Source organism: Jeotgalibacillus salarius, from assembly GCF_004405125.1.
Lineage (GTDB): Bacteria > Bacillota > Bacilli > Bacillales > Jeotgalibacillaceae > Jeotgalibacillus > Jeotgalibacillus salarius.
The window spans coordinates 296,544-310,598 of record NZ_SORX01000001.1 but is presented as its reverse complement, the minus strand read 5'-3'; the positions used below and the strand labels follow the sequence as shown (position 1 = coordinate 310,598).

Here is a 14,055-nt window from a genome sequence, read left to right as displayed (position 1 = left end):
GTTCTCAATAAAAACTTGATATGTTCATTATAAAGAACAAAGGTATAATTGTAAATCTGAATTTAAAAGGAGTGAAAAGTAATGATCGATATCCACAGTCACATACTCCCGGGAATTGATGATGGTCCGGGTAATATCGAAAAGACGCTTTTAATGATTGAGCAGGCTTTGGAAAAAGGAATTCATCACATCATTGCAACTCCCCATCATCAAACAAGAAAATACACTCAGGAAGCAATTGAAATTGTGGAGGCTGTTAATCAATTAAATTTATTGATGAGTGAGACCGGAAGAGATATGACAATATACACTGGTCAAGAGATCAGAATGCACGGTGAACTCGTACAAAATCTGAAAAAGTATATTGATCTTCCGCTTGTTTGTCCCTCAGGCCCATATGTTTTAATTGAACTCCCAACAGACAATATCCCGCTTTTCACTGAAAAAGTCTTCTATCATATGCTTACTGAAGGATACCAACCGATTATTGCTCACCCTGAAAGAAACATGGAATTAATAAGGAATCCTGAAAAACTATATCAATTCGTCAACCAGGGTGTGATGACTCAATTAACAGCATCAAGTATCACGGGCAGTTTTGGACGAAAAATACAAGCTTTCAGCAAAGCAATTGTTGACGCTAACTTGACTCATTTCATCGCTTCGGATGCACATAATACAACAGTAAGAAATTTTCAGCTGCAGGAAGCTTACGAAACAATCCAATCACGAACGGGTACTTCAAAATATTTTCAGCAAAATGCACTTAGTGTGATTCAAGGCACACCAATATTTTTAAAACCGCCAAGACCTGTTGACGAATCAAATGTGATGACGCGATTCAGGTCGGTTTTGAAACGTGTTTAGGGTGGCACGCTGGGGACGGAGTTGAGTGAGTCGTTTTTATAATCATTCTAAAATTGACGCACACAACTCCGTCCCCCCTGTGCACACTTCATCGCACTTTAACCTCCGTCCCCAACATGCACATACACAAATAGTCGTATCCACCCAACTATTGTAGTAAAATAAAGGCAATAACATGAACGCCATACATAGGGGAGTGGTTTGATGGTTACTGAGGTGTATATGGTTCGGCATGCGCATTCGGTTTTTTCGCTGGAGTTTGAGGAGACGCGCGGTTTGTCTAAGTCTGGCTGGAAGGCTGTTGGGAAAGTGACTGAGGTTCTGCTTGGTGAGAGAATCGATGTGATTTATTCGAGTCCTTATGTGCGGGCCAGGCAGACGCTAGAAGGATTGGCAAAAGAGTTGGGTAAAGACGTGATCGTGGATCCTCGTTTTAGAGAACGTGATTTGGCAGCGCGTGATCATCATTTTGATGAACCTCTGACTGCGATTAAAAAAGTATTTGAGGATAGGGATTTTAAGTTTCCAGAAGGAGAGTCTAATAATGAAGTGATTGAACGTGGGATTTCTGCTTTAAGGGAAGCTGTTGAGGATCATAAAGGTGAAAAGATTGCGATAGGTATTCATGGCAATATATTTGCTTGCATGATGAGCTGGTTTGATGACAGGTATGGGTTTGAATTTAGCCTTCAGACGACAAAACCTGATATCTACAAGCTTTCTATCAATGAAAATTTTGAACTTGAAGCAAGTGAACGTTTGTGGAAGACGGACTGGATAGTGGATTGATTGGACTATGCAAAATTTTATAGATATAAAAAAGCCAGGCAACTCTGCCTGGCTTTTATGAATTAAGGAAAGCTGCTGGCTTACCAACCAAAGTATTACCGCAGCTGAGTGTTATCATATCTAAATTCATTTATATATGCTAGTATAATATTGTTTCTTAAATGAATTGTATTAATCGTAATGAAAATGAAAGAATAAATGAATATTTTGGTGTTTATTTTAATAGTCTACACTATTTATATTATGTTCATTTTCTGGAATTAGAACTGTTGGAGGGTTTTTATGAAAAAATTTATTGTTTTTATTAGTGCAGGGATTGCCGCAATGACTTTTACCAGGTCTGCGGAAGCATTTTCGGATGTTGAAATGTATAACGATGAGATCAGTTTTTTAGAACAGCAGGAAATATTCACAGGATATGGTGACGGAGAATTTAAACCTGCCGCGGACCTTACCAGACTTCAGGCTGTTCAGGTGCTGGTTAGAGAAATGGGCGTTTCTGATGAAAGTGCAGCTGATCCTGGGTTTATCGATATCACTGAAGATAGCTACGGCTATGCTGAAATTGCAGCAGCGGCTGAGTTAGGTATAATTTCAGGTAAAACAAATGAAGCTGGGGAAAAGTATTTTGACCGCTACGCTCCTTTGACGAGATCTCAGATGGCAAAAATTATGAGTGAAGGATACGACCTATTAGATGATCAGCGGATATCATTTATTGATGTGCCAATGTTACATTGGGCGAATGATTATGTGAACAGTCTGGCGGCCAACGATATTACCACCGGATTTTCAGACAGCACGTTCAGACCGCAAGAAAATATTCAGCGTCAGCACTTTGCAGTATTTATGGCGCGACTTTTAAACGATGAATTTAAACCTTCATTTAATCAGGATAGCTTTATGCCTGATCAGTCTAAAATTTATACGTATCAAACTGGTGATTCAACGCTTGAAATCAAGCATATAGAAGGAGATACCTGGGAAAGACGCTTTGGAGTAAATAATGAGATTTCAAGGGAATCGAAAATTATTGAATCCAATAACGGGATTGTTTTTGGAGAGCCTCAACTGGTCTTTAGTTTTGCATTAGGTTATCCCATTAAAGAAGGTCACAAGTGGATCGATCAAAATGCACTTACATTAGAAATTACCGATGTTAATGCCACAATAACAACCCCTGCTGGAACTTTTAATCATGCAATTGAAGTCAAGGCGGATGGTTATATTGATTATTATGTAGAAGGTATCGGGCTGGTTAAATCAACTTGGTATGGTTCAGACATACAGAGAGTTGTTGCTGAATTAATTGAAATTAATTGATCGAAGAGGGCCGGAGGAATAGATTTCTTCAGGCTCTTTTGTTTTGATACAGGGGGGGAAGGCACTATTAATATGAATATTTTGAAGTCCGTCCCCAAGGAGTACATTTCATGGCTATTTAACCTCCGTCCCCAACTGTTCAGTTTACTGCTTCCAAATTCCGGGTAAAGATGAGTACATACATAATAGTGGAGGTAATGACTTATGAAGAAAGTAGTGACAAGTATTTTGGGCTTGGGATTGGCTGCAGGATTAGTACAGCCGGTATCAGCTTTTGACGATGTTAACCAGTACGAGGATGAGATAAATTTCTTGACTGATCAGGGGATTATTAAAGGTTATGAGGACGGCAGCTTTGGTCCTGCTAATGAAGTGAATCGTTTACAGGCAGTACAGATGATTTTAAGAGAAATGGACGTAACCGATTTTAATGCACCAAACCCCGGTTTTACGGATATGAATGAAGATGACTATGGCTATAAAGAAGTAGCAAAAGCGGTTGAACTTGGGATTATTTCAGGAAAAACTGATGAAAACGGTGCAAAGTATTTTGATCCTTACAATTCATTAACACGTGCTCAAATGGCTAAGATCCTTTCAGAGTCTTATGGGATAGAAAAAGAGTGGCGTTATTTCTTCAGTGATGTAGACCGTCAACATTGGGCAAAGGAGTATGTCGATCAGTTAGCATCTCAAGCCATTACAACTGGCTACGAAGATCAGACTTTCCGCCCGGAAGAAGATATACAGCGCCAGCATTTTGCAGTGTTTATGTCCCGTTTATTAAACGAAGATTTTATTACAACTTCTAATCAGGAAAACATCAGTTTTATGAAAGATCAGAATAAATCATACGTTTATGAGCAGTCTGTCGGAGAGCAATCAGTCAGTTATGTTTCAACTTTCAATGGCTATCATCTTTCCGGTGCAGGTGACGAGTGGGAACTATGGTTAAATACCTACAATGACGGAGATGAAACTGAAGGGGTTTCTATTGAAACATCAAAAGGGCTTTTCGTAGGATTATTAGAATCTGAGTATGCTCAGGTACTGGCTTACCCAATTGAATTAGGTGAAGAATGGATTCATATGTATGGTGAAGAGCCAGATGCAAGGATAGTAGATACAAATGCCACAATTACAACTCAAGCAGGTACTTTTGAACATGTAGTGGTTGTAGAAGATATTATATATCCTGCCAAAAGATATTATGCACCAAACATAGGTATCATCAAAACTGAAGACATGGATCCAAATGATAACAGTGATTTTAAAAATGAATTAATTGAAATTAGAGAATAAAATTTTTCATAAAAAAAGACGGTTCAATACGAATCGTCTTTTTTGTTTAAGTTGATGTAATGTGCATGTTGGGGATGGAGCTGTAAGGTCCAGCCGCAGCGACATTTCAAGCATGTCCTCGCCAGGCACATTGTATAGCCATTTAACCTCCGTCCCCCAAAATGACATGCTAAATATCTACTCCCTCATAAACAACTGCGTATAATAATGCCCATAATATCCACCTTCATAATGTCCGATTCCAATATGCGTGTATCCTTCGTGAAGGATATTATCACGATGACCAGGACTTTCCATCCATCCTGTAACGACGGCTTGTGCGGTTGTATAGCCTGCAGCGATGTTTTCGCCTACATATGTCCACGGATAGCCAAAGTATGCTACCATTTCTGCAGGTCTTCCATATGTTGGTGAGTTATGGTCAAAGTAGTTATTGTCAGCCATATCTTTTGATTTTATATTTGCCAGGAATTGCATCTCTGGTTTGAAGATGAGTGGTTGCAAACCTGCTTTTGACCGTTCTACATTTACTAATCTCAATATTTCTCTCTCTAATGTGCTTGGCTCTCCGTCATCCACACCCGCGTATCCATCAGGATGTTCTTGAAGAAATTCCATCGTTCTGTAAAGGAAAACTGCCATATTTGCCCTCAATACAGGGGTGTTTGGACTGAATGTGACATTGGAGGTACCTGTAGTAATACCCGCCTTAAAAAGTGTGCTTGCATATGAAGCGACTTCACCGCCTTCTTGAAGATCACTGAATTTTTTCATGCTGCTGCCTGACAGGTTAAATGACTCCACAAGAATTTTAGCCATTTGACCACGTGTCATAGCCTGATGTGGATTAAAACGTTCTGCTTTATTGAAAATACCTAATTCCGTAAGTTTTGCAATGTAGCGATAGCCAGTCGTGTTTTCGTTAATATCAGTAAATCCAGGATTCTCAATATCCTCAATGTTAAGTTTGTATGCCCGTCCAATGAGTGCTGCTGCCTGAGCTCTGGAGACCGCACGTTCCGGTTTGAATGTTCCATCCTGAAAACCTCCAATAATGTCTGCTTCAGATAAATCAGTAATTTCGTGATATGCCCAATGGTTTTCCTGCACGTCTGAAAAAGTGGCTGCAAGAGCAGTACTGCTGATTAAAAACAAAAGTGTAACCACGAGCACAACCTTATTTTTCATATCAATCACCCCTTACATATTAGTTATTATTTATTATACAGCTCAGTATTCTTTTTAAAATACTCATAAAGTCTAAAATAAATAGAAATCTATTCACTTATCAGATTTTTTTAATAATTTACTAGTGTAAAAGTTGTTCTTAAGTAAGAAGAGTGGTAAAATTTTTAATTGACAGCGCTTTCAATATATGTTTTTACAATTTTCTTAACTTTCCTTTACAAAATGCATATATAATTGACCTGTCAGAAAAAATCATAAGGATGGTGTCAAATGAAGAAAAAATTATTAATGACTTCCGTTGCCGGTGCAATGGCGGTAAGTGTGTTCGGATTCCAGGCTGCTGAAACGCATGCAGATAATCACGAATTTGAACTCCGTGTGTTACATACGAATGATACGCACGCAAATTTAGATGATGTAGCAAAGCGTGTCACATTGGTAAAGAGTTTGAAGGCTGAGATGCCTGATAGCAACCTTTTAGTGGATGCTGGTGATGTATTCTCAGGATCTCTTTACTTCAATGAATTCAGAGGTCAGGCAGATTTAGAGTTTATGAATCTGATGGGCTATGATGCAATGGTCTTTGGTAATCATGAATTCGATCTTGGGACCCCTGAAGGTCATCCTGAGCTAGCTGAGTTTGTTAAAGGTGCAGACTTCCCATTCGTATCTTCTAATGTTGATTTTTCTGATGATTCGAATTTCGATGGTTTACAATTTTTTGAGTATACTACTGAATTTGAAAATGGTGAAATTTACAATGGTGTCATTAGAGAAGTGAATGGGGAACAGGTTGGGATTTTTGGTTTAACTACCGAAGAAACAGCGTCTATTGCAAGCCCTGGGCCGGTTACTTTTTCAAATTATTTAGATGCTGCTGAAGAAGCGGTAGCAGCTTTTGAGGATGCGGGCGTAAATAAGATTATCGCTCTTACACATATCGGTTTTAATGATAGTGCAGCAGTTGATAATGATATGCTTCTGGCACAATCAGTGGAAGGAATCGATATTATTGTCGGGGGCCACACTCATACAGAACTTTCTGAGCCTGAAGCTGTAGGCGACACGCTGATTGTACAAACAGGTGCTAATAACGATAATCTTGGTCAGCTTGATGTAACTTTCGATGCTGATGGTGTTATAACTAATTATGAAGGAACACTTCATGAGATTGATGATTCAGTTGAAGCTGATACAGAAGCTGCTGAAATATTAGCTGAATACAGTAGCGTGATCGATGAACTGAAAAACAGACCTTCTGGTGCAGAAGCTGAAGTATTCCTTGATGGAAGCAGATACGATCCTGCTAATGGAGATATTAACTTCGGTGGTGTTCGTATAAATGAAACAAACCTTGGAAACCTGATAACTGATGGTATGTTGTGGAAGGCACAGTCTATTGACCCGGACACAGTAATTGCTCTGCAAAACGGTGGTGGTATACGTGCTTCAATTTCAGAAGGACCGATTACTTATGGTGAGGCATTAACAGTTATGCCATTTGGTAATGACCTTGCTATTATGAATTTAACAGGTGCTGAAATCTATGAAGCTCTTGAACTTAGTGTATCTCAATATCCAGCTGAGTCAGGTGCATTCCTGCATGTAGCAGGTATGTCCTTCTCATTTGACCCTGCTATGGAAGCTGGTTCACGTGTAAAAGAAGCTTATGTCATGATGGAAGATGAAACATATGTAATTGAAGAAGACGAAATGTATAAAGTTGCAACAAACGTGTTCACTGCTACTGGTGGAGATGGATACGATATGCTTGAAGAAGCATATAATGATGGTCGTGTTTCAGAGCCGGGCTACAGAGATTATGAAACATTTATCGAGTATGTTACATCACTTGATGAAGTTGCACCTGAAAAAGAAGGACGTATCATTGCACTTACTCCTTTTGAAGATGTAACTGAAAATAACTGGTATTCTGGTTATGTAGCTGACCTCTATTACGGTAGTATCTTAAACGGTAAGTCTGAAACAATGTTTGATTCTCTAGGCACACTTTCACGTGCACAGGCAGCTTCATTTATTGTAAGAAGCCTTGGATTAACTACTGATGAAGAAGCTTCATTCAGTGATCTTGAAAATGTGGCAGAAGCAACACAAAATGAAATCGCTGCAGCAGCGGCTAATGGAATTGTGAACGGTATTGACGGGGAGTTCAGACCTTATGCTCCTGTTACTCGCTCACAATTAGCTCTTATGCTTTACAGAGCATATATGGTTGATGGAGAAGAATTTACACCTGAATCAACTGACTACTTCACAGATGTAGAAGGCTGGGGAGAAGAGACAACAAATGCAGTATCATTTGTTTACGAAACAGGAATCGCTTCTGGATATGGTGATCAGTACCGTCCACTTGCATTCTCAACTCGTGCACAGGCTGCGAAGATGATCTCTGTTTTCTTAGATGTTGAGACGATGGAATAAGAAATAAATAACACATTGAGCGCCATCAGGATATCCTGATGGTGCTTTTAAATTGAGTTAGATATGTTAAGTGTGCATTTTGGGGACGCAGGTTAAATGATCAAAAGGTGTGCACGTAAGGGACGGAGGTTGATAGGTTATTCCGGCAATTGCAAATAGGATAATATTCTGAGTCTGTCCCAGACGTGCACATTCTATGAACATTCAACCTCCGTCCCGCCCGTGCACATTAAGTAGTTCTCAAATCTTCATAACCATAAGGTCACAAACTTAATCATTCTAACTCATAGCATTAAATAAATCGCTATATACCATTCTATTTGTTCGATTAAACATTCTGTAAGATAAAATAAGACTTTATACTCAATAAACTCCTTCGTCTACCGATATATTTTATATAGATAAAATATTCAGATAAAAGGGGTTCTGGGGATGAAGAGTGTCAGGTCAAAATTGTTAACGGTTAGTATTTTGTTATTATTGGTTCCGGTTTTAGTGTTAGGAACAGTCAGTTATATTTCTGCGAAAAACAATTTAACGGAAAGTGGAGAAGTGATGATTGAGAATGCAGTGCATTTGGCATTGCAAATGATTGAAGTGACGAATGAACAGGTGGAGGCAGGCGACCTTTCACTTGAAGAGGCACAGGAAAGTGTGAAAGCCCAGTTGATCGGTCCGCTGCAGGACGATGGCACGAGACCAATCGATACACCGGTTGATCTTGGGGACAACGGGTATTTTGCAGTTTATGATGAGTCAGGAACACTGCTTGCTCATCCATCCATTGAAGGACAAAATATGATGGAGATTGAAGACATTAACGGCTTTAAATTCGTTGAAGATGTATTTGAAAAAGCATATGCAGGTGGGGGATTCACGGAATATGCGTGGGCTCTGCCAACCAACCCTGATGAAACGGCAGATAAGATTATGTACAGTGCTTATGATCCGAATTGGGGATGGATTATCTCAACGGGTTCTTATTATATGGACTTTAATGAAGGCGCAAATGAAATTTTAACATTGATAGCAATTACTGCAGGTGTGGCCCTTCTGGTAGGTATCATCATTGTGATCTTATTTGCACGCAGTCTTTCAGCGCCAATTGTTAGAGTGAGAAATCATTTGCAGGAGATGAGCGAAAATAATCTTGATCTTGAAGATTTAAATGTTAAAAATAAAGATGAAATCGGTGAGCTGGCTGCCAGTTTAAATTTGATGAAAAATAATTTATCAGGCATGGTCAGCCAAATTTATAATGTATCACACATGCTAGCGGCTTCATCTGAAGAATTAAGTGCGAGTGCAGATGAGACGAATCGAGCGAGTGAACAGATTGCCGGGTCCATCCAGACAATTTCGGAAAATGCGAATGAACAGACAACACATGCTGCGACTTCAAAAGGGACTGTGCAGGAAATTTCGACTCGTATTACTGATATTAAAGGGTATCTAACATCTGCAAGTGAAGCGACTAATGCTTCTTCAGCACACGTTACGAGCGGAAAACAGCGAATTGAAGAAACGTCGCATAAGATGGAGGAAATTCAGACTAAAACGAGGGAAGCAGCACGTGCTGTGCAGGAGCTCGGTGACCAGTCGCAGCAGATTGGCAGTATTGTCAGCCTGATTACAGACGTAGCAGAACAGACCAATCTGTTAGCGCTAAATGCAGCAATCGAGGCGGCTCGTGCCGGTGAACATGGAAAAGGATTTGCAGTTGTAGCGGATGAAATCCGCAAACTTGCTGAACAGTCAAGCCGTTCAGCTGGTCAGATTCAGGAGCTTATTGCCCATATCCGCTTAGGAATTGAACGTTCTGTAAATGTTATGACTGAAGGTGAAGAAGCCGTTTCTGAAGGGATGCAGGCAATGGATCGGACAGGTGAAGGGTTCAATGAAATCCAGCAGTCCACTTCAGAAATTGTTTCAGCGGCACAAAGTGTTCTGCAAGCCATTACAGAACTCGATGGCAGCACCCAGCAAATGGTGCGATCAGTCGAATCTACTGCAGAAATGGTGGAAAATTCTTCAGCAGAAAGCGAATCAATCGCTGCCGCATCAGAGGAGCAGAGTGCATCGATGCAGGAAGTTGCCTCAAGTTCAGCAGCCTTAACAAAAATGGCTGAAGAGTTGAGTGAGGTTGTGGCGAAGTTTAAAGTGAAAGGACATTAAGAAAACTGATTCAAAAGAGGCAATCAGCCTTTTTTGAATCAGTTATTTTTTTGAAAATAGTCATTTGCCCACTGTACTCCTTCATCAGTCAGCATATAATGTACTTTGTTGAATCGTTTTATTTTTTTTGTGAGTGGCCTTGTTCTGCTTAAACCTAAATGAACAGAGCGGGGGAGGCCATCGTAATTAAACACGTGAACCATTAACATATAAATAAAATGAGGACGGACAGGGCAGGTTATTCCCTTATTCTTTAATAAAGCCATCGCTAACAGAATTTTTTCTTCCATTACTTCTATTTCATTCAGCATTTCTTTTTCACGTGTAGTCATTTTTCTCATAAAAGACTCAATATCACGTTTTTGTTCGTCAGATTCATACGTGAACCCTTTATCTTGTTCACCATGGCTTCGAACCTGCTGTTCAATGAATTTTTTTCCTTCCGGAGTGATATAATATGCTTTTTGACCGAGTGATTTGCCTATCCGTTCAAAATATTTTTTTTTGACGCATTGACTGATGCACAAATGAATGTTTTGAGGTGCCCTGATATCAGCTGATATATATAAATCTTTTAATGTTTTGGCTGTAATGATTGTATTGTGATTGACCGTCTCAGCATAATATCCGAGTCCTAAGCAATAAATCCATTCAATGCGCGTGCCGAGCATTTTAATAAACTGATTAAGTTCGCTATTTATTTCAATTGCAGGCTGCCCGGTCTCCAATAATTTTTCAATGTAGGAAGGTGCATTTTCGCGTACAATTAACTCTAGTTTCATTTTATCAGCGAATTGTTTAGTGCTGGATTCTTTCAAATGGTTGATTGCAAGTGACAAATGTTGCTCTATTTTTTTAAAGTCACCTGTAATTTCGTATTGGTAATTATCGTATGCAACCTTAAGCTCAAACTTATCTTTATCCAAAAAATCTCCTCCATTTGAAAAAGCAATCGAATGGTTAAATAGTCTCATACAATAGTAGTATATATTTTCCTTGATAGCAATAAAAAAGAATAAATTTATGCAAAACTAATGTGTACAAGAACATATATTTCATAAGTTATGAGTGTATTAGAAATAATACTTTACTGGTGCAGGGATCAATTACAGAATAGAGCTTATTATTTGTGTTAATTTAATATCTTTTTACATTATTCATTAGCATAATAAAAACCCGCCATTTCTGACGGGTGACTCGTTAATAAAACCTTTTAAAACTTTCAAAATGATTTTTCCAATAACTATTATCCAAAGAACTGATGATAATGCCGATATTGTCTGCAGCATGAATCATTTGATTATTACCGATATAAATTCCTACATGTGAAATCCCTGATTTGTAGGTGTTTTCGAAAAACACCAGATCTCCAGGTGCAGGTTTATTTACTTCATATGAACGGTCGTAATAACCTTGTGTATTATGACGTCCAACAGGATTACCTGATTGATTCATCACATAATAAATAAATCCGCTGCAGTCAAAACCCTCGGGCGTAGTACCAGCCCATAAATATGGGACGCCGATTTGTTTCAATGCTGCTTCTACCAGAGAAGGTAAAGGGCCCTCTATTAAATCCTCAACTGTTTCAGGTGGTGGTACGTTAACATGTTGAATATTTTCTTCCAGTTGTTCGATCAGAATAGTCTGATCTACAAAAATCCTGACGGAAGAAAGCTTATTCCACTCCATTAACTGCTTCATAGTTACCCCATGAGTTAAAGCAATTTTGAAAAGAGAGTCCCCGGGTTTAATTTTGTAGGTTTTTCCTTCAGCCTTTTCATTTGAAGGAGGTAAGGTCACCTGTTTTGAAGCATGTACTGACAATGTTTGGTTTACATAAATTACAGTTGAAGTAAGTTTATTCCATTCAATTAATTGTTGAATGGTTACACTATATAATGCAGCAATTTTAGAAAGACTATCTCCGGCTTTTACAGTATATATTTGTGCAGAAGGTTTATCTGATTCAATGGGTGGTGTGTTGTTAGGTGGTGTAGGAGCTATTTTGTTAAATTTAACATTCAATTTCTGACCAGGAATTATTTTTTTGGTTGCAAGCTGATTCCAGGTTACAAGATCAGGAACCGTTACACCATTTTGTGAGGCGATTTTTGATAGACTGTCTCCAGCCTTTACTTCATAAATCACTGACTGATCATTGAGATTTTTTTGAGCAGAATTTGTCATAGCTGCTGTATATGTTTTAGAAGTGGTTATGTATTTGTTGATATGAAGAGATTGCCCTGCGAAAATATTATCAGAGTTAAGTTTGTTCAAACTTTTTAGTTCATTTACTGTCAGGTTATGTGTTGAAGCAATTTTAGACAATGTATCACCGGATTTGACGTGATGAATTCCGTTAACCTGAATTTTCGGAACAGACGGTGTAATTTCTTCCTCAGCTATTACGATCAAGTTTTGATTTAGACTAATTTTATCGTTTTTTAGATGATTCAACTTTTTTAATTGATCAAGGCTTATGTTATATTCTTTTGAAATATTAAATAGGGTATCTCCTTTTTTAACTGTATATTCCTTACCAGATGCTGTGGCAGCGGTTGAAGTAAAAAGTGCTGCAGTTGATAGGATTAGTAAAGATGATCTTACAGCTTTTTTCATGCATACAACTCCTCATATTCTATCGTTTTCCTACATATCGGTGATTTATGGTCTATTAAAAGAGGTATAAAGGCTTATTTATCAATATTATTATATTTATTTCATTGTAACCATTACATGAGCCAAAATGCCCTAATTATGCTATAATATCAAAACAATCAAAAAATTAAGAAATATAAGGAGATGCTCATATATGATTAGAGATTTTATTATAAATATATCAATTATGATCTCTTTTACATTTGTATGGCATCAGCTTTTTAAACATAATAAACTTACGCTAAAGTCAGGGATGAGTTTGAAAGTAATCGATGGACTCATTGCGGGGGTTTTTGGCGTAATGTTAATGAACTTCAGCCTTGCAATCAATGAAATTACGATATTGGACTTAAGGCATGTAGCCATTGCGATGGTTGCACTATACGGCGGACTCATTCCAGCAATGATTGCTTCTTTTGTTGTAATTATTGGGAGATATGCGATTGATATTAACTTCTCTTCTCATGTTGCGCTTTTTATGGTGCTGGCAATTGGTCTTGGTACAGGTCTGATTGGCGAATATGTTAAATGGAGTGTATGGAAAAAATGGACACTTATGCTGGTATTTTCACAGAGTGTTTTTTCACTTGCATTTTATATAGTGTCGAATTCATACCAGTCGGTCATTTATCCTGCGATCCTCCATGCGGTAAGTGCTTTCGCAGGCGGCTATTTAGTGTTGTATTTTGCGCGGTATATTAGAAGAGCAACGGATGCATTTTATCAGGTTCAGGAAAATTCACTTAAAGATCCGCTGACAGATTTATATAATGTGAGGGCGTTTGACGAGTACTATAATCAATTCCTTAAAAGAAATGAAGAATATAACGACTCTCTGGGACTTCTCATGATAGATATTGATTATTTTAAAAAGATTAATGATAATTTTGGACATGCAGCGGGAGATTATATATTAAAAGAAATAGCTGTGTTGTTAAAGGAAGAGACAGCGAATGGGTTTGTATCAAGAAATGGAGGAGAGGAATTCACCGTTATTTTTCCCGACCTTACATTTTCTCAAGTATGTAAATATGCAGAATCCATTCGTCGGAAAATAGATGAATATGAATTTGTGATTGAAAGCGGTACCTCTTTGCACCTGACAGTCTCTATTGGTGTCAGTCATACAGACTTTGCACCACAGCAAGGGCTCTTTGAAAGTGCGGACAATGCACTATACATCGCTAAACAGGCAGGGAGGAATCAGGTTTGCTCACTGTGTGATGTTTCTGAGAAGCAGAAGGAAGCAAAAATTTTGAGCTCATTAAAATAAAAGCATCTCCAGGAATTTGTCACCTGGAGATGCTT

10 protein-coding genes are annotated in these 14,055 nt (G+C 38.4%); 7 read left to right on the top strand and 3 right to left on the bottom strand.

Annotated elements, in window-relative coordinates; genetic code table 11:
* Window positions 1-81: 81 nt before the first annotated feature.
* The 4 genes from E2626_RS01380 (at window position 82) to E2626_RS01365 (ending at window position 4,281) form a co-directional block, all read left to right on the top strand.
* Window positions 82-867 (top strand): tyrosine-protein phosphatase, encoded by a 786-nt coding sequence (locus tag E2626_RS01380; protein WP_134378869.1) that lies wholly within the window; start codon window positions 82-84, stop codon window positions 865-867.
* Between the two features lie 204 nt (window positions 868-1,071).
* On the top strand, window positions 1,072-1,656 hold the full coding sequence (locus tag E2626_RS01375; RefSeq protein ID WP_134378867.1) for a histidine phosphatase family protein: 585 nt from the start codon (window positions 1,072-1,074) through the stop codon (window positions 1,654-1,656).
* Window positions 1,657-1,938: 282 nt separating this feature from the next.
* On the top strand, window positions 1,939-2,979 hold the full coding sequence (locus E2626_RS01370) for an S-layer homology domain-containing protein (RefSeq protein ID WP_134378865.1): 1,041 nt from the start codon (window positions 1,939-1,941) through the stop codon (window positions 2,977-2,979).
* A gap of 204 nt (window positions 2,980-3,183) precedes the next feature.
* Window positions 3,184-4,281, top strand: coding sequence for an S-layer homology domain-containing protein (locus E2626_RS01365; protein WP_134378863.1), 1,098 nt, complete (start codon window positions 3,184-3,186; stop codon window positions 4,279-4,281).
* 177 nt (window positions 4,282-4,458) lie between these two features.
* Here E2626_RS01365 and E2626_RS01360 read toward each other — a convergent pair whose 3' ends face one another.
* Window positions 4,459-5,469, bottom strand: coding sequence for a CAP and S-layer homology domain-containing protein (locus tag E2626_RS01360; RefSeq protein WP_134378861.1), 1,011 nt, complete (start codon window positions 5,467-5,469; stop codon window positions 4,459-4,461).
* Between the two features lie 270 nt (window positions 5,470-5,739).
* Between E2626_RS01360 and E2626_RS01355 the strand changes: the two genes are divergently transcribed.
* On the top strand, window positions 5,740-7,911 hold the full coding sequence (locus tag E2626_RS01355; protein WP_134378859.1) for a 5'-nucleotidase C-terminal domain-containing protein: 2,172 nt from the start codon (window positions 5,740-5,742) through the stop codon (window positions 7,909-7,911).
* A gap of 432 nt (window positions 7,912-8,343) precedes the next feature.
* Entirely contained in the window at window positions 8,344-10,086 is a 1,743-nt protein-coding gene (locus E2626_RS01350) for a methyl-accepting chemotaxis protein (RefSeq protein WP_134378857.1), read from the top strand.
* Window positions 10,087-10,124: 38 nt separating this feature from the next.
* On the opposite strand, the gene E2626_RS01345 is transcribed toward E2626_RS01350, so the two are convergent.
* A complete protein-coding gene (locus tag E2626_RS01345; protein ID WP_134378855.1) occupies window positions 10,125-11,012 on the bottom strand; it encodes a hypothetical protein in 888 nt (295 codons plus the stop codon).
* A 274-nt stretch (window positions 11,013-11,286) separates the two neighbouring features.
* Window positions 11,287-12,708, bottom strand: coding sequence for a LysM peptidoglycan-binding domain-containing protein (locus tag E2626_RS01340; protein WP_134378853.1), 1,422 nt, complete (start codon window positions 12,706-12,708; stop codon window positions 11,287-11,289).
* 193 nt (window positions 12,709-12,901) lie between these two features.
* Between E2626_RS01340 and E2626_RS01335 the strand changes: the two genes are divergently transcribed.
* A complete protein-coding gene (locus E2626_RS01335; RefSeq protein ID WP_134378851.1) occupies window positions 12,902-14,020 on the top strand; it encodes a GGDEF domain-containing protein in 1,119 nt (372 codons plus the stop codon).
* Window positions 14,021-14,055 lie beyond the last annotated feature (35 nt).